The sequence below is a fragment of the Sporosarcina sp. NCCP-2716 genome (assembly GCF_023707985.1).
Classification (GTDB): domain Bacteria; phylum Bacillota; class Bacilli; order Bacillales_A; family Planococcaceae; genus Sporosarcina.
The window spans coordinates 28,994-50,714 of sequence record NZ_BRCF01000012.1 but is presented as its reverse complement, the minus strand read 5'-3'; the positions used below and the strand labels follow the sequence as shown (position 1 = coordinate 50,714).

General features: G+C 55.3%; 16 protein-coding genes. 10 read left to right on the top strand and 6 right to left on the bottom strand.

Annotated features, from left to right (window positions below; translation table 11 throughout):
* Positions 1-30: 30 nt before the first annotated feature.
* Complete coding sequence (locus tag NFU03_RS15000) at positions 31-1,026, bottom strand: 5-oxoprolinase subunit C family protein (protein ID WP_251639933.1); 996 nt, start codon at positions 1,024-1,026, stop codon at positions 31-33.
* Entirely contained in the window at positions 1,023-1,754 is a 732-nt protein-coding gene (gene pxpB / locus NFU03_RS14995) for a 5-oxoprolinase subunit PxpB (RefSeq protein ID WP_251639932.1), read from the bottom strand. Before pxpB ends, NFU03_RS15000 begins: the two co-directional genes overlap by 4 nt.
* Before the next feature lie 259 nt (positions 1,755-2,013).
* Between pxpB and NFU03_RS14990 the strand changes: the two genes are divergently transcribed.
* From NFU03_RS14990 to NFU03_RS14975, 4 genes are all read left to right on the top strand, one after another.
* Positions 2,014-2,790 carry a LamB/YcsF family protein gene (locus NFU03_RS14990; RefSeq protein ID WP_251639931.1) on the top strand — a complete coding sequence of 259 codons (777 nt, stop codon included), beginning with the start codon at positions 2,014-2,016 and terminating at the stop codon, positions 2,788-2,790.
* Complete coding sequence (locus NFU03_RS14985) at positions 2,787-4,007, top strand: NRAMP family divalent metal transporter (protein WP_251639930.1); 1,221 nt, start codon at positions 2,787-2,789, stop codon at positions 4,005-4,007. Before NFU03_RS14990 ends, NFU03_RS14985 begins: the two co-directional genes overlap by 4 nt.
* A gap of 246 nt (positions 4,008-4,253) precedes the next feature.
* Complete coding sequence (locus NFU03_RS14980) at positions 4,254-5,114, top strand: 5'-methylthioadenosine/S-adenosylhomocysteine nucleosidase (RefSeq protein WP_251639929.1); 861 nt, start codon at positions 4,254-4,256, stop codon at positions 5,112-5,114.
* A gap of 227 nt (positions 5,115-5,341) precedes the next feature.
* Positions 5,342-6,271: a sensor domain-containing diguanylate cyclase gene (locus tag NFU03_RS14975; protein WP_251639928.1), complete on the top strand. Its 930-nt coding sequence runs from the start codon at positions 5,342-5,344 to the stop codon at positions 6,269-6,271.
* A 79-nt stretch (positions 6,272-6,350) separates the two neighbouring features.
* Here NFU03_RS14975 and NFU03_RS14970 read toward each other — a convergent pair whose 3' ends face one another.
* Together NFU03_RS14970 and NFU03_RS14965 are read right to left on the bottom strand one after the other, a co-directional pair.
* The gene (locus NFU03_RS14970) at positions 6,351-7,037 is read right to left on the bottom strand and encodes an N-acetylmannosamine-6-phosphate 2-epimerase (protein WP_251639927.1); all 687 of its coding nucleotides are present in this window, start codon (positions 7,035-7,037) and stop codon (positions 6,351-6,353) included.
* Positions 7,034-8,584: a maltose/glucose-specific PTS transporter subunit IIC gene (locus NFU03_RS14965; RefSeq protein ID WP_251639926.1), complete on the bottom strand. Its 1,551-nt coding sequence runs from the start codon at positions 8,582-8,584 to the stop codon at positions 7,034-7,036. The genes NFU03_RS14970 and NFU03_RS14965 overlap by 4 nt, the downstream gene beginning before the upstream one ends.
* 138 nt (positions 8,585-8,722) lie before the next feature.
* Here NFU03_RS14965 and NFU03_RS14960 point away from each other — a divergent pair, with 138 nt between their 5' ends.
* The 6 genes from NFU03_RS14960 to NFU03_RS15745 all read left to right on the top strand — a co-directional run bounded on the left by NFU03_RS14960 (position 8,723) and on the right by NFU03_RS15745 (position 18,135).
* A complete protein-coding gene (locus tag NFU03_RS14960) occupies positions 8,723-9,517 on the top strand; it encodes a MurR/RpiR family transcriptional regulator (RefSeq protein WP_251639925.1) in 795 nt (264 codons plus the stop codon).
* A gap of 156 nt (positions 9,518-9,673) precedes the next feature.
* Positions 9,674-13,168: a right-handed parallel beta-helix repeat-containing protein gene (locus NFU03_RS14955; protein WP_251639924.1), complete on the top strand. Its 3,495-nt coding sequence runs from the start codon at positions 9,674-9,676 to the stop codon at positions 13,166-13,168.
* Between the two features lie 221 nt (positions 13,169-13,389).
* Complete coding sequence (locus NFU03_RS14950; RefSeq protein ID WP_251639923.1) at positions 13,390-14,133, top strand: uracil-DNA glycosylase family protein; 744 nt, start codon at positions 13,390-13,392, stop codon at positions 14,131-14,133.
* A gap of 209 nt (positions 14,134-14,342) precedes the next feature.
* Positions 14,343-14,705: a DUF6508 domain-containing protein gene (locus NFU03_RS14945; protein ID WP_251639922.1), complete on the top strand. Its 363-nt coding sequence runs from the start codon at positions 14,343-14,345 to the stop codon at positions 14,703-14,705.
* Positions 14,706-14,867: 162 nt separating this feature from the next.
* A complete protein-coding gene (locus tag NFU03_RS14940) occupies positions 14,868-17,030 on the top strand; it encodes a M28 family peptidase (protein WP_251639921.1) in 2,163 nt (720 codons plus the stop codon).
* Positions 17,031-17,304: 274 nt separating this feature from the next.
* A complete protein-coding gene (locus NFU03_RS15745) occupies positions 17,305-18,135 on the top strand; it encodes a methyl-accepting chemotaxis protein (protein ID WP_285835459.1) in 831 nt (276 codons plus the stop codon).
* Between the two features lie 478 nt (positions 18,136-18,613).
* Here NFU03_RS15745 and NFU03_RS14925 read toward each other — a convergent pair whose 3' ends face one another.
* On the bottom strand, positions 18,614-20,233 hold the full coding sequence (locus tag NFU03_RS14925) for a M20/M25/M40 family metallo-hydrolase (RefSeq protein ID WP_251639920.1): 1,620 nt from the start codon (positions 20,231-20,233) through the stop codon (positions 18,614-18,616).
* Positions 20,234-20,268: 35 nt separating this feature from the next.
* On the bottom strand, positions 20,269-21,684 hold the full coding sequence (locus tag NFU03_RS14920) for an amino acid permease (protein ID WP_251639919.1): 1,416 nt from the start codon (positions 21,682-21,684) through the stop codon (positions 20,269-20,271).
* Between the last annotated feature and the right edge of the window lie 37 nt (positions 21,685-21,721).

Genomic DNA, 21,721 nt, shown 5'->3' with positions numbered 1-21,721 from the left:
TCAACTGTCGAATCGCATCGAACGGGAGTTTTAGGTGTCCAGCATTTTTTGTTTAATTCCTATTTGAATTTCTTCGATCAGCTTTTCTTTACGAAGCAATTCGGCTTCTGCATCTTCCAGTGTCACTTCTATGAACTGGACAGAGTCACCGGGTTTGCATTGGGCCAGGCTTGATAGGTCAGCAGTGATGACTTGGCCGATTTTTGGGTAACCGCCCGTTGTCTGACGGTCTGCCATAAGTACGATCGGTTTCCCGTTCGGAGGAATCTGGATTGTTCCGTAGGTAACCCCTTCTGACAGCAGTTCAAGCTTTTCTTTCAGCTGCACGGGCGGCCCTTCCAGCCGGACACCCATCCGGTTGGACTGCGGTGTGAGCGTGTAGCTTTCTGTGATGAATGCTTTCCGGCTTTCTTCGGCGAATGCATCGTATTCCGAACCTCGGAGGAACCGAATGGTTTGGTTCTTGTGCAGCTTAATAAGAGAGGAAGCAGGTACAGACCAGGTTGCTGGTGTGCTACGGTGGATGATCCGATTGATCATCTCTTCAGTATCTGTCTGGCAGGATCCGGTGGAAACACAGTCGCCTTGTTGCAAGGGACGTCCTTCAAAGCCGCCAATGCCGGCTGCCATATACGTGCTCTTGCTTCCCATGACCACGGGTACATCCACTCCGCCAGCCAAAGCTAAATAGGCACGGCACCCCTCGATAGCAAAACCGCATGTTAGGATGTCCCCTTTTTTTACGGTGACCGGGCGCCACATAGCGATTGTCTCCTCATTCAATTTCGCCTGTAAGTCAGCACCAGTCAGGGAGATGACGGTATCTTTCTCGAACTCCAGTTTAGTACCGACTAATGTGATTTCCAGCACGGCTTCATCTTGCTGGTTCCCAACGAGCAAGTTTGCAATTCGAGTGGAATACGTATCCATGGCACCGCTTACAATGACGCCGAATTTTTGGGATCCATTTCTACCCAGATCCTGGACGGTTGTGAGGAGGCCGCCGTCGAGTACGAGGATAGTCATGATGTCACCTTCTTCAGCTGTTTATACTCGATTTCCGTCACGGGCCTGAATTTAACTCGATCGCCTGCCTGTAAGTAAGAAGGCGGTGAAAGTTCAGGGAGGAAGAGGGGTGTTGGCGTATGTCCTATAATCTGCCATCCACCCGGCGTTTTCAAAGGGTAGACACCAGTCTGCATTCCTGCAATGCCGACAGAGCCGGCCGGGATTGCCGTACGAGGCGTTTCTTTCCTTGGAGTCGCGATCTTCTCATCCATGCCGCCTAGGAACGGGAACCCGGGGGCGAAACCGATCATGTAGACGAGGTACTCTCCATTCGCATGAATGTCGATGACCTCCTCGATGGAGAGGCCGTTGTGTTGCGCGACGAATGCCAAGTCGGGTCCCGCATATCCGCCGTACAGAACGGGCAATTCGATGAGTCGTCCTTTGGCTGCGGCTGTCTCGTGTATCGTTTCTGAGATGCACTGTATGTATTTCGTCACCATTTCGAACGCAGTCGTCCCAAGAGTTGCTGATTGACTGCGGTACACCTCAAACGGTGAATAGTAGACGGTCAGTTTGTTGTAGGAAGGGACTGTTTCAATCATCCCGTCGAACGGCTGCTCTTCTAGGGCACGTGATAAGCCCTTCACTTTCTGATGCACCTCGGGATGAATGCCTTGACCGAGTGTGATGGTCACAGCGGAATCTCCGAGTGGCTGTATGGTCAGTAGAGTGTGTTGAGTCATAGGTTTCCCTCCTCAAGTTCCTAAATGCGGAACCAACTATTTGCATTGCGAAACTACTTCCCATTATAGATTGCTGTTGTGAAAATACAAGGTTCTACGCGACACTTGTTCAAATAATTTACGTTTTCAGAATACATGGTATTCATAATGGTTGGTTTGTGCTAAACTATGATTCAAGTTCAGAACTTCGGTTCCGAAATGCGGAACAATCTTGTTTGTAACCGCTTACTTATTCCTATAACTATCGGAGGGACAGCAGATGAAGAGAGTGGATTTGAATAGTGACCTAGGGGAGAGCTTCGGACGGTACACACTCGGGGAGCAGGCGGAAATCCTGAAATATGTCACGTCGGCTAATGTGGCGTGCGGGTTCCATGCGGGAGACCCGTCCGTCATGCGGGAGACGGTGGAACTGGCGATTGAAAATGGAGTTCGTATCGGTGCTCATCCAGGGCTGCCGGATCTGGTCGGGTTTGGCCGGCGGAACTTGGCAATCACGCCGCAGGAAGGATATGACATGGTCGTATACCAGATAGGAGCATTGCAGGCGTTTTTATCGGTCTGCGGAGAAACGATGCAGCACGTGAAGCCGCATGGCGCGCTTTATCAGATGGCGTCCAAGGATCCGGAACTCGCCCGGGCGGTTGCCCAGGCGGTTTATGATGTCTCGCCAAAGTTGATCCTCTTCGGACTGGCGGGAAGTGAGCTGACGAAGGCGGGAGAAGAAATTGGGCTGCAAGTCGCACATGAAGTGTTCGCCGACCGGACATATCAGTCAGATGGTTCGCTGACGCCTCGTTCACAGCCGGATGCCCTGCTGGTCGATCGGGTGAAGGCTGCCGATCAAGTCGTACGGATGGTGAGTGACGGCATGGTCATGTCACAGCAGCAGACGGACGTGCCGCTGCGGGCGGATACTGTGTGTCTGCATGGAGACGGAGAGCATGCGGTGGAGTTTGCTGAATACATAGCAGGCCGATTGAATGAAGAGTCTATTACGATTGCACCTTTCATTGACAGGGAGGCAGCGAAATGAGTAATAACAAGTTGAACGTAAATCAGAATCCAGCGACAGTTACGCGGGGTGTCCTGTTGGGCGCTGCGTTCCTCATGGCGACGTCATCTGTCGGTCCAGGTTTCCTAACACAGACGACCGTTTTCACGGAACAACTTGCTGCAAGTTTCGCTTTTGTTATACTGATTTCTCTGTTGTTGGACGTTTTCGCCCAGATGAACGTCTGGCGTGTCATCGCTGTATCCGGACTGCGCGGACAGGAAATTGCGAATAAAGTTATGCCAGGACTCGGTGTCGTCCTCGCAGTTCTGATCGTGGCAGGAGGCCTCGCGTTCAATATCGGGAACGTCGCTGGAGCGGGTCTTGGTTTGAATGCAATGATCGGAATTGATCCGGTTTTTGGCGCTGTCATCAGTGCGCTTTTCGCCATTATCATTTTTGTAGTTAAAGAAGCTGGTAAGGTAATGGATCGTATCGTGGCTGTGGCGGGTTTGCTGATGATTGTCATGATTGCATTCGTGGCTTTCAAGACGTCTCCGCCGATTGGTGAAGCACTCGTGAATACGGTGGCACCCAGTCAAATCAGTTTCTTTGCAATTGTCACATTGGTCGGAGGAACTGTAGGCGGATACATTACCTTTGCGGGTGGACACAGGCTGCTGGACGCTGGCGTAAAAGGAATCGACTCAATTCCGTATGTGACTAAAAGTTCGGTTATAGGTATTGCTGTGACGGGAATTATACGTGTGGCTCTGTTTCTGGCGGTTCTCGGTGTTGTCTCAAAAGGTCTTGCTATTGATCCGGCGAATCCTCCGGCATCCGTATTCCAACTCGGAGCGGGAGAGCTCGGACTACGTATGTTTGGTGTGGTCATGTGGATTGCAGCGATTACGTCGGTAGTCGGAGCGGCCTATACATCTGTGTCGTTCATCCGATCGTTCAGTCCTGTCATCGAAAAATACCATAACTGGATCATCATTCTGTTCATCGTCGTATCGACTGCGACGTTTGCGTTTGTCGGACGACCAGTCAACATATTGATCATCGTAGGTGCATTGAATGCATTGATCCTTCCGCTTGCGCTTGGAACACTGCTGATTGCAGCTTATAAGAAAAACATTGTAGGCAGCGAATACAAGCATCCGTTATGGCTGACCATTGGCGGCGTGATTGTTGTCATCGTTATGGCGATTCTTGGTGTGAAAACGTTGATCGAACAAATTCCTTTGTTGTTTTAGTTAATCGGGTGCCTTCCCGGACATCGGTCATTGTTATGACTGTTGTCCGGGGAGGTTTTTAATATACTTTGCACGCCAAATGGCCTTGTTGGATAAAGTAGCAATTTATACGCATTTTTTACGGATGTCTGATCTGAGCTTGTCAAATATCTTTCAGTCTAGTATCTTTCTAAATGCGAACGATATAAATATTTATTTAACAATCGTTCGTGTATTTTTATTGGGAAAGATAAAGGAGATGATCGGATGTTAAGTAGAATGAAGGTATTGGCGAACGTTGTGTTGGTATTCGTTTTGCTCGTGGGCTGTTCGGCGAAGGCGGATGAACCGGTCGCTGGAGAGAAGGGGGCGGCTGCAAAAATAGAACCGCCGATTGCGGTACAGGGTGCGATGGACGTGGAAGTTTCGGAGTTTTTGAAGGCGATGGGTGAGTATAAGGAAGAGAAGCACGGCAATTATTCGTTTTACATAGGAGAGATTGAAGGGATTCCGATTGTCGTTTCCCGGACGGAAGTTGGAATGGTGAATGCGGCGGCATCGACGACTCTTTTGATTGAGAACTATCATCCGAAAGCGGTTATTAACCAAGGGACTGCCGGTGGGCATGATCCGGATATCCATGTGTTCGATACGGTGATCGGGACGGAAGTCGTGAATATTGGCAGTTTCCGTTCGGAGCATCTGGATGACGGGCAGGGAATGGCGCCTGAGAAGTGGATTCACATGTCGACGAAGTTACGGGAGAAGGATGGAGAGGCGAAGGAGTACACGACGCTGCCGAGTGACCCTGAACTCATTGAGGCTGCTAAACGTGCAGCCGGCGAGTATGAGCATGGAAATGTCGTGGAAGGCGTGATTGGAAGTGCGGATTGGTGGAATCGGGAGATCGACCGCATCCAGTGGTTCCATGAGAATTTCAGGACGAGTGGGGAGGAGATGGAGGCGTTCGCGGTTGCCCAGGTTACGCACTTAATGGATGTTCCTTATCTTTCTCTCCGGACCATTTCGAATTCTGAAGTGACGGATGACGACATTGAGGACTTGGAAACTGCCGGGAAGTACGGGGCGGAGTTTACGATCGATGTTGTGAAGGAAATGGCGAAGTGACGGTGTGAGGCAGAATATTTGATTGAATAGAGGGACTGCACGGAAGCGGAGGGGGGGAACCTATCCGCTGCGTGCGGTCTTTTGATTGTGTGGGTGCCTGTGTGTGACGCAATTTGGAAACGATTCTGAATGGTGTCTGAATTGTGTGGCGCACAGGCACCGGTTTTTGGGGTATACTGGAGGATATGAGATGAGTTTGGGTGTGCAGGTGAAGGAGGTAGGTGGAAGTGGTTACCTTTTTGCGGAAGGTGTTCGGGCGCCGGTCAGAACCGGTTCCGGAACGGCGTGATGATGTGCAGGAGCGGAATTTCGAAGGGCTGCTGGAGAATTCGAAGGATGTCATCTATCATTTCCAAATCGAGCCGGAGTGGAAGTTCATCTATTTGAGTCCGGCGATGGATCTGTATTTGGGTGAGGGGACGGTGGAGGCGGCGCTGAGCGATCCGTCGGTTCCGTTCGAGCTTGTGCATCCTGATGACCTGGAGGAAATGATGCGGAAAGTGAATGACGGCATCGATTATGGCGAGATGATCATCCAGCGTTGGCGCGACCGGGACGGCAATTACCACTGGTTCGAAGAGCGGATGACGCCGATCTACGAGGACGGTCGCATGGTGGCGCTGCAGGGAGTGACGCGCAATATCGATGAGCGGATGGAACGGCAGCGGCAGCTCGAGTATCAGGCGAACTATGATTCGCTGACAGGTGTGCACAACCGGACCTATTTCGATTCGTTGTTCCGGCGGTATGATCAGAAGATCGATACGGAAGCGGGACTCATCCTCTGTGATGTCGATAAGCTGAAGCAGCTGAACGACTTGCTCGGTCATGTTGCGGGGGATGATCTGCTGAAACGGACAGCCCGTTTCCTGGAGGAGACGGTGGACGGCGGTGCGGAGATCGCGCGGATCGGCGGGGATGAGTTCACCCTCCTGCTGACGGGAGATGGCGCACGGCAGCGTACGTCGCAGCTGGCGGACAGGCTCGGGGAGGCTCTCGATGCGTACAACGGGATGCAACGGGGACAGAAGATCCATATGTCCCTCGGGGTGGCGGGTGTCGCGAGTTCGGCGGGAATGATGGCGGAGCTGTTCCGTGAGGCGGATGATGATATGTACCGGAATAAGTTCGGCAAACGGCTCGCTGCCGGAAAATGAACGGTGCCTGTGCATCACACAACTTGGAAACGATTCTGAATCGTGTCTGAATTGTGTGACGCACAGGCACCTTTTTTGATCAGCTGTGCAGTTCTTGGGCGAATTTTTTTGTGATGTCGCGCGGGCGGGTGATGGCACCGCCGACGACGGCTGCGTATGCGCCGAGGTCGAATGCTTGTTTGAGCATAGCGGGCGTTTCAATGTTGCCTTCTGCGATGACGGGGACGCGCACTGAACGGATCACTTCTTTCAGGAACGCGAAGTCGTCGTGGTACAGTTTGCGGCCTGCGGTGTCGGCGGTGTAGCCGTGCAGGGTGGTGCCGATGTAATCAAATCCGAGCTGTTCGGCGCGGACGGCTTCCTCGGCTGTTGCAATGTCGGCCATCAGTTCGATGCCGGGGGACCCGGTGCGGACGAAGGCGACCAGTTCCTCGAGCGTTTCGGCGGGACGGGCAGCGAGTGTGGCGTCCATCGCGATGACGTCGCAGCCGCATTCGAGAAGTTCCGTGACTTCTTTGCGGGTCGGGGTGATGTAGACGTCCGAGCCCGCGTAGTCGCGTTTGACGATGCCGATGATGGGCAGGTCGACTTCCTGCCGGATGGCGCGGATGTCGTCAGCGGTGTTGGCGCGGATGCCCTTAGCACCGCCCTGTGCGGCAGCGAGGGCCATTTTACTCATGATGAAGGACGAGTGCAGCGGTTCGTCTTCGAGCGCCTGGCAGGAGACGATCAAATCGGATGGCAGTTTCAATGAAGTATTTTTCATCGTTCCAGCTCCTCTTCCACTTCGTTTTTAATGATCGAGACTTGCGGTCCGTAGACGACCTGGACGCCGGTTCCGTTCATGATGACGCCTTTGCTGCCGGTCGGCTTGAAGGCGTCCTGGTCGACGAGCGCAGGGTCTTTGACGGTGACCCGCAGCCGCGTAGCACAGTTGTCGAGGTCGAGGATGTTGCCGCTGCCGCCGAATGCATCGATGATCTGGTGCGGACGGCTGCCCTGCGGATCGATGGAAGGTGCCGTGTCGCCGGCTTCAACCAGTTTTTCATCTTCCCGGCCGGGGGTTTTGAAGTTGAACTTCCGGATGAGGAATTTGAAGACGAAATAGTACAGGAAGAACCAGACGATGCCGATCGGGATGACGAACATCCAGTTGGTCTTCGCTTCGCCCTGCAGCACCCCGAAGAGGATGAAGTCGATGAAGCCGCCGGAGAATGTCTGGCCGATCGTGATGTTGAAGATGTCCGCCATCATGAACGCGAGTCCGTCGAAGATAGCGTGGATCAGGTACAGGACCGGTGCGACGAACAGGAACGAGAACTCGAGTGGCTCGGTGATGCCTGTCAGGAAGGACGTCAGCGCTGCGGACAGCATGAGCCCGCCGACGACCTTTTTGTGCTCAGGCTTCGCAGTATGGTAAATCGCAAGCGCAGCCCCGAGAAGACCGAACATCATCGTGATGAACCGTCCGGACATGAAGCGGGACGTGCCTTCGAAGTACCGGGTCGTAGACGGATCGCTCAGCTGTGCGAAGAAAATGTTCTGCGTTCCCTGTACGAGGCGTCCGCCGACTTCGAGTGAGCCGCCGAGACCTGTCTGCCAGAACGGCAGGTAGAAGATATGGTGCAGTCCGAATGGTCCGAGCATCCGCAGTATGAATCCGTACAGGAACGTGCCGATGACGCCTGTCGCGTTCACGAGGCTGCCGGCTTCTGCGATCATATTCTGGAACAGCGGCCAGACGACGTACATGATTGCGCCGAGGATGATGGATGAAAATGCTGTGATGATCGGGATGAAGCGCGAGCCGCCGAAGAAGCCGAGATACTGCGGCAATTCGATCTTGTTGAACCGGTTGTGCAGGAGTCCTGCCATGATGCCGACGAGGATCCCGCCGAAGACGCCCATTTCGAGCGTCTGGATGCCGAGGGCGGTCCCTTGGCCGACGGCGGACAGGTTATCTTCCGCAAGCGTGCCGGAGATGACGAGGATGGCGTTGATGGTCGCGTTCATGACCAAGTAGCCGACGAGTGCAGCGAGTGCGGCCGTCCCTTTGTCGGCACGGGCGAGCCCGATGGCGATTCCGACGGCGAAGATGACGGGCAGGTTCGCGAAGACGATGCTGCCCGCGCTGCTCATGATTGTGAAGATCGCCTGCAGCAGCGTCTGATCCAGAAACGGGTACGAGAGGATTGTATTCGGATTGGACAGCGCGCCGCCGATGCCGAGGAGAAGACCGGCAGCAGGCAGGATCGCGATGGGCAGCATGAACGATTTGCCGAATTGCTGCGCCTTGCCGAAAAGGTTTTTCATTTTCATTCACCATCCTGAAAAAGTTTTTTAAATAATATCAAACTATTTGCAACTTGTCAACAAGCCGGTGATGCCCGAACAGGCGGCCGTCTCTGTGCTATCATGGAAAAAACGGTATTACGATAGAGGGGATCTCACATGGACTTTAAAAACCGGCTGCAGAAGTACAGTGCAGCCTTTACGGACAATGACCGGAAGATTGCGGGCTATCTGCTGGAGGACAAGCAGGTCGCGCAGAAATCCATCACCGACCTCGCGGGGGAGATCGACGTGTCCCCGTCGAGCATCACCCGGTTCTGCAAGCGGATGCAGTTCGACAGCTTCCAGCAGCTGAAGTATGCCCTGATGGATGCCTCCGCAGACCGGCGGATGAACGACGGGGAGATCATGCACGTGACGGACCTGTACGAATCGATCATCCATTCGACGCAGCAGTTCCTCGAGATTGGGCAAATTAGCCGCATCGCCGAACAGCTGCGGCTTGCACGGCGGGTATTGTTTTGCGGTGTCGGGAACTCTGGACTGATCGCGCGGGAGTTCAACAGCCGCGTGGAACGGATGGGCATGGACTCAGCCGCTGTGACGGACGCACATACGATGGTCATGCGCAGTGCGCTGCTGAGTGAAGCGGACGTCCTGATGTGCTTTTCATACACGGGCAAAACGCAGAGCGTCCTCTCGGCGGCGCGGCAGGCGAAAGAGAACGGCGCCCGTCTGATCGTCGTCACGACTAGCGGTGCCGAGGAATTGACCGATCTCGCCGATGACATCGTCTTCGTCGCGGATCATGCGCTCGCGGAAGATGAAAAGTTCATCAACACCCAGCTCTCGAGCCTGTTCTTCCTCGACGTGCTCACCTACCGGCTGCTCGAGAACCCCGAACTACGCGCCAACCGTGCGAAAACACTCGCCGCCCTCAAACGGTTCGGCTGACTTTTGCGATGGAGGGTGCCTGTGCGTCACACAACTTGGAAACGATTCTGAATCGTGTCTGAATTGTGTGACGCACAGGTACCTTCTTTTTTTCTTTGCTTCATTCTGTGATAAAATGAGAATATATGTTTCGGTTCGGAAAAGGGGGCAGGCGGGATGGCGGTGATTGGGGTTTCGAAGGTTGGCGAGGCGGATTTCAAGTCGGTCGGTGCGGCGGTTGAGGCGGCGCGGCCGGGTGATGTGGTGGAGATTGCAGAAGGGGTTTATGCGGAGCCGTTTGTTGTCGATAAACCGCTGACGCTCACCGGATTGAAGAAGAAAGCGGGTGCTGTCCGGCTGACGGGCGCAGTGCGTGTGGCGGCAGACGGGGATGTGGTGTTCGACGGACTGACGTTCAGCGGCGGCGTTGATTCCGAAATGTGCGGGCTCCTTGTGGAAACGGGCAGGGTCGAGTTGAAAGAATGCCTGTTTACGGAGATCCAGGGGTGTGCCCTCCAGGTGGCGGCGCAAGCGAAGGTGTCTGCGAAACGGACGGTGTTCCGCAAGAACCTCGCGGGTATTTCCACTGCCGGGCGGCTTGTAATGTTCGGCTGCATCGTTGAAGAGACGGTGGAGTTGGCGCAGCTGACGGTCCATGACGGCGGTCACGCGGTACTGACGGAGTGCGGTGTGCTCGGCGGGCAAGCTGAAGGGATTGTCGTAACGGGCGGCAGCCGGGCGGTGCTGACGAAGAGTTCGCTGATCGGCAGCGCCGGTGTGCAGCTGCGTGCAGAGCAGGACAGTATGGTCGACGCGGATTCCGTGACGGTCTGGAACGGCGGCGGTGCCGGGGTTTCATTTGACGCGTCCAAAGGTGTGTTGAAGGATTGTGCGTTCAAGGCGCAGTCCGGTGCGCATGTACAAGCGGTGAACGGGTCGGATGTTGAGATGGCGTCGTGTACGCTTGAGGACGGTGCGGCGGTAGGGGTGATGGCGGCCGGATCTTCGGTGTCCGTCGTGGAAACACTGATCAGCCGGCAGGCGGGGGACCAGCTCGTGTGTACGGAGCGGAGTACTGTGTCGCTGCAGGAGTCGCGGATTTTATCGGGCGGAGCAGCGGGCTTCGTCTGTTCCGGATCGTCGTGCACGGTGCTCGGATCGACGTTCGAATACAACCGGGAGACGCAGCTGTCGGCGCTCGACGGGAGTGTGCTGACGGTGCTCGACTGCGGGATTTCGCGCGGGAAGGATCGCGGCATCAGCGCGTCGGGCAGCCGGCTTCGGGTGTCCGAAACGGCAGTCAGCCATCATCCGCGGACGCAGATAACGGGTACGGATGAGTCGGAGATCACGCTGTCAGCGACGATTGTCAAGGATGGCGGGACGACGGGTGTGCTGATGAAACATTCGGTGCTGCAGGCGGCGAACTGCACGGTTTCGGGCCACAAAGGGACGAACGTCTTGCTCGGGGTGTCGGCGAAAGCGGACATCGAGGATTGCCGGATCTCGCACGGCGGCAAGAACGGCGTGCTCGCAGGGCAGTCGGGGGTCGTTTCCATGGAACGGACGGTGCTGTTCCGGCATGACCGGACGCAAGTGGAGGCGGATGGGTCCGCTGAGCTGTCGCTGTCAGAGTGCGAAATCTATGACGGCAGCGCGGCCGGACTGAAGCTGCGTCGCGTGGGGCAGGCAGCTGTCACGGACAGCCGGTTGCACGGGCATCGCGGCGATCAGATCGTGCTGCTTGAGTGTCCGTCGGTTTCGTTCAAATCCGTGCAGGTGCTTGACGGGATGAAAGCAGGGCTGCGGCTTGAGAAGGCGGCGCCTGTGATGGAGGAATGCCGCTTCGCGAAAAATGCGGGCGGTGATCTGGTGCGGACGGATGACAGCGAGCCGGTGCTGATCAATACGTCATTAGCGGAGGTCCGGGGAGCCGCGACGGTTCCGGGTGAGCGGAGTTTATCCGGAGCAGTAGGCACTGGGGAAGCGTTCGAAAATCCGGAGATGTTGACGCTTCTGATGGAAGAGTTGGACAGCTACGTCGGGCTCGGAGGCGTGAAGGACAAGCTGACGCGCATGATGAACCTCCTGGAAGTGAACCGGTTCAAAACGGAACGGGGCTTGCAGGCAGGGCCGGTGACTGCGCCGCACATGGTGTTCGAGGGGAATCCGGGCACTGGGAAGACGACCGTCGCGCGGCTTATGGGCGCGTTCTTCAAGTGGGTCGGCCTGCTGGAGAAAGGCCATCTTGTCGAAGTGAAGCGGGAGGATCTCGTCGGGACGCACGTCGGGAGTTCCGAGGAATTGACGAAGGCGAAAATCGACGAAGCGATGGGCGGCGTGCTGTTCATCGACGAGGCGTATTCGCTCACTTCCGGGAAAAATGCGAGCAACGATTACGGGATGAAAGTCATCGACACGCTCGTGCCGGCGATGGAGAATCACCGGGGCAAATTTGTCGTGATCGCTGCCGGCTACCCCGAGGACATGGACCGGTTCCTCGCGGCGAATCCGGGGATGCGCGACCGGTTCACGGAGACGATCCAGTTCCGAGACTATACGCCGGATGAACTGATGCGGATCTTCATCGACCTATGCGAGGGGAGCTACGCGCTGACAGGGGCGGCAAAACAGGCGGTGCTGCATGAAATCACGGCACGGTACAGGACACGCGGTTCATCGTTCGGCAACGCCAGAATGGTGCGGACGCTGTTCGGGCGGATCACCGAGCAGCAGTCGGTGCGGATTGCCGGACTTCCGCGGGAACTGTGGACGGAGGCGGTGTTGACGACGCTCGAAGCGGAGGATGTGGAACGGGCGGTGGCCGACCGGACGGCGGTGCGCTATGACGTGCCGATCGACGAGGAGCTGCTCGCACGCAAGGTGGCGGAACTGGAGCGGCTCATCGGACTTGGCGGCGTGAAGGCGGAAATCGGAGAGATGATCGAGCTCACGCGGTATTACAAGCAGCAGGACGTCCCGGCGGAGAAGCTTGTGAACCACACGCTGCTGATCGGAAAGCCCGGGACCGGGAAAACGGCTGTCGCCCGGATCCTCGCCGGCATTTACGAGGCGCTCGGCCTGCTGGAGCGCGGCGAACTCGTCGAAGTCGACCGGAGCGACCTGGTCGGGACGCACATCGGCGAAACGGAGAAGCGCACCGCAGAGCAGATCGAACGGGCGATGGGCAGTGCGCTGTTCATCGACGAAGCGTATACGCTTGCAGCTGGCGGCGACAATGATTACGGCAAGAAGGCGATCGACGTCCTGCTGAAGCAGATGTCCGACCGCCAAGGGGAATTCCTGGTGCTCGCGGCGGGCTATGAAAAGGAGATGATCGGCTTCCTCGACAGCAACCCCGGTCTGCGCCGCCGGTTCGGGGTGACCTTGCACCTGGACGACTACACGCCGGAGGAGCTCCTGGACATTACGGAGCTGTATAGCAGCGGCTACCGGATGACGGATGAGGCGAAGGGGACGCTGTTCCGGCATTATCGCGATCTGTATGACAGGCGGGATGAAACGTTCGGCAACGCGGGGCTCGCAAAGAAGATCGCCAGTGAAATGACGCGGAAAGTCGACTACCGTCTGGCGGTCGCAAGCCGCGATCCGCAGCACGGGCTGCTGGATAAGGTGATCACAGTGGAGGATGTCGTCTTGTTGGAAAGCTGAGACAGAACACTGACATCTAGAAATTTTTTCAATTTGACCCCCCTCAGCGGGATCGGTTTGTAGTATTATGAACTCAGAGTGAGTGCCTGAATAGCGGGTGCCTGTGTGATACACAATTCGATGACTATTCTGAATTGTTTCCACGGGGCGAACTTAATGCTTACACTCATAAAAAGGGGATTCATGACTTGGAAACGGTTATCGATCTACATGTTTCATTTATGGAACGTTTGGTTGAGGAACAGTTTGTCATAGGAGAATTGGAACGGGAAGGGATTTCAATCCTGCCCGGCTTTACGGAACAAGTGGAATTGGTGCGTGCCTATTATCGGAAATACTATTTTAAGAACAAGCAACGTCTTGTCTTTTGCGGAATCAACCCGGGGCAGTTCGGGGCGGGCAGGACGGGGGTGCCGTTCATCGACTTTGATGGAATCGAGAAGCTGATGCCCGGGCGGGGCGGGGATGAGCAGGAGCGAAGTGCACAATATATGCTGTCAATCATGGAAGAATACGAAACGGGAGCATTCCAAGATTCCGTGTATTTGACGAATCTGTCGTGGTACGGGTTCGTGCGCAGGGGCAGGAACTTGAACTATTACAGCCTGCCGCGTCATGTGCGACATTATTTCACGAACATGTTTGTCGAAGAGATGAAAATCGTCCAGCCGTCCTATATCGTTCCGTTGAGTGAAGAAGTGGGACGGGAACTCCGGCTCATGAAAGCGAATGGTCAGCTGGACTTTCCAATCGCCGAGCGGCTTCCTCATCCGCTGCACTGCTCGTTTCCGTCCAATGTCGAGAAATCGCGGGACCGGTACCATTCATGCATCGAGAAGCTGACGGGGTTGCGGCGAAAGAACAGTGTGCCTGTGGCTCGGAAAGCGGCAACCGCCCCGTTGAACCCGACACGGTTCAAGGGGAAGGTGAAGCTTCAGCGGAAGCCGGTGTTCGTGAAGCAGTGAACGGGCGCAGCGCTGGATTCGGTTTTTTCATTCATTTATCGAGCTTCACCTTGGGGAGGGGGATTTCCAAGGCGATGTTTTTGAATAGGTGTGAATAGGTGCCTGTGTGCCACACAACTTGAACACTATTTTGAATCGTGTCTGAATTGTGTGACGCACAGGCACCTTTTTACCTTTTTACTGACTAGTCGAGAGAGGAGAGGTTTCAAATGCCTAAGATCGGCAAACTCGTTTCCCACTTGCCATACTTTGAGAGCGTGGAAGGCAGGGGCACTGCAAGTATGGTGAAGGAGGCCAACCTGTTTTACGTGGACTATGAGGAAGGGCTGAGATCTTTTGTTGCCGATTTCCACGACAGCGGTATAGCGGACACGTCTTATACCGAGACGCTCGCAAACGCGGGGATCCGATCGAGTGATGAAATGGCGTCGGCAATCCCGGCGGCTGATGAGGCTGTTCTGAGAGCGATGCTGACTCAGATGGTGCGGGAAGAACGCTTTTCATCCGGGGCGCTCGCCAGGTATGCGAATGATGGTGTGATTGCCGAAGTGCTGCGGAGGTTGTCTGAATAACCCTTTTGGCGGTGCCTGTGTGTCACACAAATTGGAAACGATTCTGAATCGTGTCTGAATTGTGTGACGCACAGGCACCATTTTTTTCATTTTCCTCTTGCTATCTATCAGGTTCTGTCGTTTAATTATCTAGTCATAAAAAACAGAAAAGGACTGTGATATATGAAGAAACTTGTGAAGTGTGCGGCGCTGCCGTTGCTGGTGGGGCTGTCGCTTGCGGCGTGTACGCCGAAGGAAGATGTGGCTGTGAAGAAGGAAGAGAAAGTGGAGGAAGTCAAAACAGTTCCGCTGGCGGATGTGAAGGAGCAGTATCTGTCCGCAGTGGACGTGTCATATGCGTTCGAGTTTGCGAAGGATCTGGAAGAGTTCAAGACGAATGACAAGCTCGGGTACCGGACGGCCGGTTCGGAAGCGGAACGGAAGACGGGCGAGAAGATCGGCGAAGAGATGAAGGCGATCGGGCTTGCAGAGGTGACGAAGGATGAGTTTGCGGTCGACAGCTGGGAATTCGAGAAGGCGGAGCTGACGTTCACGGATGAATCCGGCAGCGCGCATACCGCAGTTCTCGGCGGCTATCAGACGAACTTCAATACGGACGGCGAGAAGGAATATGAGGTCGTCTATGCCGGGAAAGGGACGGCGAAGGACTTGCAAGGCGTCGATGTGGAGGGCAAGCTCGTGCTGATCGACATTAATCAGCGGGAGGAATGGTGGATCAATTATCCGGCGTACCAGGCGCACGTGAAAGGCGCGGCTGCGGTGATTGCGGTGCAGGAGGCGGGCTACGCGGAGGTCGATTCCGACGCGCTGAATGCGCAGGATATTTGCGGACCGGACGATGCACCGGCGTTTTCGATGTCGCAGACTGATGCGGGCGGCTTGAAAAAGGCGCTTGAAGCAGGCGGCGGCAAGCCGATGATGGTGAAGCTGGACGCGAAATCGACCGTCAAAATGGATGGGAAAACGTATAACTACTATGGAAAGATCATCGGGAAGGACCCCGATTCCTACATCATCCTGTCGGCGCACTATGACTCGTATTTCGCCGGGTTCCAGGACGACAATGCAGCGATCGGACTGATGATGGGTGTGGCGAAAGGGTTGATCGACAGCGGGTACCAGCCGGAGAAGACGATCATCTTCAACGCGCTGGCGGCGGAAGAGTGGGGCGTGTCGAACACCCGCTACGACTGGTCGACGGGCGCTTATAACCAGATTTTCAACATCCATCCGGAGTGGGTCGGCAAGGCGTTTGCCAATATGAACTTCGAACTGCCGGCGTTCGAGCATACGACGCAGGACGAAATCCGCTCGGTGTATGAGCTGAACAACTACTTGACGGCGTTCGCCGAAGATGTGCCGAAGCTGTCGGACGTGTACAAGGACGGCATCTCGGTCGTTTCTCCGCTGCGCACCTGGTCGGACGACTTTTCGTTCGGGATTGCGGGGGTTCCGGCGCTTCGGAATGACTTCCAGGACAGTGAGTTCATGCACTCCCACTACCACTCGCAGTTCGACAATGACGACGCGTACAATCAGGAGGCGCTGAAGTTCCACTTGAACCTCTACGGCCTGCTCGCGATGCATTACGACGAGACGGCGGTCGTGCCGCTCGACTTCACGACGCGGCTTGCGGCGATGAAAAAGAGCGTCGATACGGATGTATTTAAAGAGAGCGGCGTCGAGACACAAGGGTTGATTGATCAAATCGATGCGGTTTCGTCGGCGGCGAAACAAGTGAACGAGAAAGTCGCCGATGTGAATGAACAGTATTCGGCTGCGCTTGAAAAAGGCGACACAGCAGCGGCGAAGAAGCTGTATGATGAAAGCCGCGAACTGAACAGCGGACTGCTGACTGCGTACAAATACGCTGAAGATCAGTTCGTGCGCCTGACATGGGAGGACGAGCCGATCTTCCCGCATGAGCATGCGCAGAACAACGTCAAGAACTTGGCGGCATCTGTCGCGGCGCTTGAAAAAGGCGACTTGGCTGCACCATTGGACGAGTATTTGTATGCCGTGGACAATAACTGGTACGCGTATGATTTCGATAAGGAAGTGTACGAGTACTTCACGGATTATGTGATGAAAGCTCCGAAAGAGAAGACGATGTGGGGAACCGGCCGTATCGTCGGTCACGAGGATCTGTACGACACGATCCACTCCCTGCAGGCGAAGAGGGACCGAGCGGATGCTGACGTCACTGCCGAAACGGCTGCGCTTAACGGCGCACTCGACCGGCAGAAAGCACTGCTGAAACGCACTATGACGGACGAAACCGCCAGCGTGAAAAAGCTCGGCGAGATGCTGGATGAATTGAAATAATGTTGGTAGGCCCCTGGCGATAATGCTGGGGGCTTTTTATATTTTTTGCGGTACCTGTGCGTCACACAATTCAGACACGATTCGGAATTGTGTTCAAGTTGTGTGACGCACAGGTACCAATCCACGAACCTTCGGACTTGAACCTAGTTCATAGGGAATTAATGACTACTTTGCGAATAAAATTAACAGGACTTCTTTCCTTATTGGCTAAAGTGTGGCAAACTAGTAATGAAGCTGTTAATTAGTTTATCTACATAAGAAGGAGTGAGTGGACGTGAATTCTGGACCGGCAAAAGGCAATAACGAAACCGATCAGGCTATTGAAGCGATGCAAGTGCTGGATGCGCTCGAGGCAAACTTGGCCATGGTGAAATTCGACCGGGACGGCAATGTGTTATGGGCGAATGAAAACTTTGCCCGGACATTGGGGTACTCCATCCATGAAATCCGAACGATGCAACACAGGCAGTTCTGTACCGAGGAATTCCGAGGAAGTAAATTATATACGGACTTGTGGAAGACATTAAGGGAAGGCCGAAAGTACCAGAGCAAAATCTACCGGGTGAAAAAGTCGGGGGACTTGGTATGTCTGGAGGCTACGTATATCCCGGTGAAAAATGAAAAGGGCGATGTGACGGCGGTCCTGAAAATCGCTACGGACATTACAGAGCGGGAGAATGAAACGGTCGGCGTTGTCTCGCAGCTCAAGTCGTTGTCGGAAGGGCTGAGTGAAGCCATTACCGATACGGCGGTGAAGAATCGGAAAGCGATCAAATCGCTGGAACAGGAAACGGAAACGATCCGCAAGGTCTCTGCGTCCATCCGCAGCATTTCTGTACAGACCAACATCCTCGCCCTGAATGCTGCGATTGAAGCGGCACGCGCAGGCGAGCAGGGGCGCGGCTTTCAAGTGGTCGCCACCGAAGTCCGCAAATTGGCCGGTGATGTGAACGCAGCCATCGAAAAAGTCAATTCGCATATCGATCAGATGGCGGCGGAGGTAAGCAAAGTGAGCAGCCTGACCGAAAGTTCCCAAACGACAGTCAGTGCAACCCAAGAACAGCTCGACGGCACGATGCGCGCGTTTGAGGGGATGGTGCAGTGACGGGTAAGCGGTATTTTTGACAGAGGGATAGATGAAACAGGCCGGCCCCCGTGAAATGGAGGCCGGCCTGTTTTTCTATTGCCAGAGCGAGAAAAACGGTACCTGTGTGATACACAACTCGAACACTATTCTGAATCGTGTCCGGTTGCCGATTAACTTGCTGGATTGGCCGATAAGTCATTCTGAGTGGCCGATTGTTGGCGTCATTTGGCCGATTCATCATGAAATCTGGCCGATTCCGTGCCCGATTTGGCCGATATCGCCAGCTGCAAGATAATATGCCATTGCATCTTGAGGAAAATCTAGCAGATAACCAGATGAAACAGGCCGGCCCCCGTGAAAATAGGGGCCGGCCTGTTTTTTTGATTGCTAGAACAGGAAGAACGGTACCTGTGTGACACACAAATCGAACACTATTCTGAATCGTGTCTGAATTGTGTGACGCACAGGTACCTCTTTTCATTAGCTGTCAGCCAAGTCATGGTGTCTCTGCTGTTGTGGGACGGAGGCTTTTGACGAGCGTTTCGAGCATGTGCGGGAGGCGGACGAAGGCGCTCTCGATGTGAAGGCGCTCGGTCCGCTGGTGGGCGTCTTTGCCGAAGGGGCCGACGTTCAGCACAGGTGCATCGAGGGCGGTCATTGCGTCGAACGGGATGCTGTATGTCCGGCCCCAGACCGGCGTGTTCTGTTCGTATGCCGTCCAGCCTTCACGGGAACCGGTGTAGTGCACGTAGCTTAGGTCGCAAATTCCGTTGAAGAAGTGGATCTGGTCGACTTCGGTGCCGAGTGAGCGCGCTGTGTGCTTCATCAGCTCGATGGAACGGATGACGAGCGGGTCCTCCGATGTGTTCACTGCCGGATAGAAGGGCGGCGCGAAGAGCAGGACGGCAGCGGGTGTGAGTTCCTGGCATTCGATGAGCAGCGCGTCGGTGATCTTGAAGCATTTCTCCCGGTCATCCAGCGCCGGATCGCTGACGGTGTTTGCGATGACTGTGTCGACGGCGGCAGTGCCGATTTTGCTGGTTGCATAGGACACCAGTTCTTCGTACCGCAGGATGCGGACTTCTCCGACGGGTTCCGTCCCTTCCCGCCGGCAGATCGCCTGGTATCTTTCATTGCACGAAGCCATTGCACGGGCTGCTGCTTCTTCGAAGAGATCCATGATTTCCGACGCGCTCCGGTCCATGAGGAACACGTTGAACAGCGAAGCGGCACGGTACGGTGTCTGCGTCGAGTAAGCGGTTTTCAGATCCTTCACTTGGAGCGAGACGGGCAGCGGCGCTGATTCTCCATAGCTCGTCTCCCTGAACAGCGGATTGAACTCCATTTCCCCGGTCAGGAACGACGAGATGTACGTGGCGGTCAGGCCTTTCAACGGCTCGCCGACATGCGTTTCCTTGCCGTAACAGAGGGCGGCCGGCATGATCTTGCCGATGGTGCCGGAGTAGACATATTCTTTCGGGTCCCCAGGTTCCTGGGAGAACGTCGGCTCGCTGTTCAAAAATAACTTGTAGTCCAGATCAAAGTCCGAACGCATCCGTACGAGTTCTTCCGCCGCAGTGCGCATGCCGGCAGAGTTGACTTCTTCGTCGGGGACGGTCAGCAGCAGCAGGTTGACGGGCCATTGCTCGGCGGACGCTTTTTCGATCAGCGCCATGTGCAGCGCAAGTCCCATCTTCATGTCCATCGTGCCGCGCCCGAACAAGTAGTCACCCGAGAGCAGATCTTGCCGTGCGTCTTCTGGTAATTCGTGTGCAATTGCATATAAGGCGGCGGTCAGTTCTTCCGGCTGCGTCGCGAGCGGTTCCAGCGCACCGTATTCCTCCGTCCAGACTGTGTCGAAATGACTGATCAGGACGATTGTGTCCCTGGCACCTGGATGTTTGTACAGAGCGAGCACGGAATTCCGCCCGCTGCCGGCGTCATGCAGCTTCAGCTGTTCGGGGTGCTCCTGGAAATAGGTGAGCGTCCTGAGCTTGTCCGCGAGTTTCAGCGGGAACGTGCACTCGCCTTCGGTCAATGTCCGGCTGTCCCAGCTGACGAGTTCGGTCAGCAGGCGCCTCAGTGACGCGGGGGTGTTCCATTGTAATTCATTCAAAACGATCGCCTCCTGACTTGGGATAGGAAATGTCCTCACTGGTTCACTTCAGCCGATTTCACCGGCAATGAACCTTCCAATAGATGTTTTTTCGCCAAACGGACTTTGTAGAAGACCATGCAGGCGATGAAGAAGCCGATTCCGTACACGAGGCCGGCCCGCTGTGACGGGTCGAACGCCAGGAATACCAGGATGGTCAGGCAGAAGGCGATGCACGCAAGCGGGACGAAGGGGTACCACTTCACCCGGTATTTGAGGTCTTCGAGCTTGCCGCCGCCCTGCAAATACTTCCTCCTGAATAGCAATTGGGAAGTCGCGATGCCCATCCAGGAAATCGTCACGGCGATGGCCGCGATGGACATGAGCAGCACGAACACTGCGTCGGCTTCCATGAAACTCGTCAGAAGGGACAGCAGGGAGAACGCCATCGTGAATAGTAATGCGTTGAGCGGCACTTTCCGCTTTGTCAGCCGGCTGAACACGGCCGGCGCCATCCGGTCATTGGCCATCGACCATAACAGGCGGGTCGACGCATAGAGACATGAGTTGCCGACAGACAGGATGGCGGTTAGGATGACGAAATTCATGATACTTGCGGCGAACGGGATACCGGCCAGATCCATCAGCGTGACGAATGGGCTTTCGAGAAGTCCCAGCTCGGCTGACGGGAAGATCGCGGACAGGACGACGATTGACGCAATATAGAAGACGACGATGCGGAACAGGATCGTCCGTATCGCTTTCGGGATGTTCGTTTCGGGTTTCTCGGTTTCACCGGCAGCGATACCGACCAGTTCCGACCCTTGGTAGGAGAAGATGACATTCATCATCGTGACGAAGACGATTACGATCCCTGCCGGAAACAGCTTAGCGGGCGCCATGTTCGTCATATGGGGTGCCGGCTTGCCGTCGAGCGGAATCCAGCCGATGATCGCAGCTGCGCCGATGACGATGAATGCAAGGACGGCGACGACTTTGATGCTCGCGAACCAGAACTCCGCTTCCGCGAACCCCTTTGTTGTAAGCGCATTCAATAAAAACAACAGGACCATGAACACCGCGCACCAGATCCAAATCGGCACTTGGGGGAACCAGTGCTGCATCAGGATGCCGGCCGCTGTGAATTCGACACCAGCAGTCGCGGCGGAACCGACGAAGTACATCCAGCCGAGAGAGAAGCCGGCGGATGGGCTGATGTAGCGGGCCGCATATTTCTGGAATGAACCGGTGACCGGCATGTGGACGGCCAATTCGCCGAGGCAGGTCATGACCATATACAGAATCAGTCCGCCGATCAGATAGCCGATCAAGGCTCCGCCCGGCCCGGCTTGGTTGATGGTATAGCCGACGTTCAGGAATAATCCGGTCCCGATCACGCCGCCGAGCGACAGCATCAGCAAATGGCGGCTTTTCATGGAACGGTTGAGTTGAGGCTCTTCTGTGGTTTTCATAGGTCATCCGTCCTCCCGATCGATTTACTAAGTTCAT

Coding starts and splice junctions, on each gene's coding strand:
- NFU03_RS14940 (WP_251639921.1), top strand. CDS start 14,868: ATGAAGAAACTTGTGAAGTGTGCGGCGCTGCCGTTGCTGGTGGGGCTG.
- NFU03_RS15000 (WP_251639933.1), bottom strand. CDS start 1,026: ATGACTATCCTCGTACTCGACGGCGGCCTCCTCACAACCGTCCAGGAT.
- NFU03_RS14945 (WP_251639922.1), top strand. CDS start 14,343: ATGCCTAAGATCGGCAAACTCGTTTCCCACTTGCCATACTTTGAGAGC.
- NFU03_RS14985 (WP_251639930.1), top strand. CDS start 2,787: ATGAGTAATAACAAGTTGAACGTAAATCAGAATCCAGCGACAGTTACG.
- NFU03_RS14980 (WP_251639929.1), top strand. CDS start 4,254: ATGTTAAGTAGAATGAAGGTATTGGCGAACGTTGTGTTGGTATTCGTT.
- NFU03_RS14960 (WP_251639925.1), top strand. CDS start 8,723: ATGGACTTTAAAAACCGGCTGCAGAAGTACAGTGCAGCCTTTACGGAC.
- NFU03_RS14990 (WP_251639931.1), top strand. CDS start 2,014: ATGAAGAGAGTGGATTTGAATAGTGACCTAGGGGAGAGCTTCGGACGG.
- NFU03_RS14950 (WP_251639923.1), top strand. CDS start 13,390: ATGGAACGTTTGGTTGAGGAACAGTTTGTCATAGGAGAATTGGAACGG.
- pxpB (WP_251639932.1), bottom strand. CDS start 1,754: ATGACTCAACACACTCTACTGACCATACAGCCACTCGGAGATTCCGCT.
- NFU03_RS14920 (WP_251639919.1), bottom strand. CDS start 21,684: ATGAAAACCACAGAAGAGCCTCAACTCAACCGTTCCATGAAAAGCCGC.
- NFU03_RS14965 (WP_251639926.1), bottom strand. CDS start 8,584: ATGAAAAACCTTTTCGGCAAGGCGCAGCAATTCGGCAAATCGTTCATG.
- NFU03_RS14955 (WP_251639924.1), top strand. CDS start 9,674: ATGGCGGTGATTGGGGTTTCGAAGGTTGGCGAGGCGGATTTCAAGTCG.
- NFU03_RS14970 (WP_251639927.1), bottom strand. CDS start 7,037: ATGAAAAATACTTCATTGAAACTGCCATCCGATTTGATCGTCTCCTGC.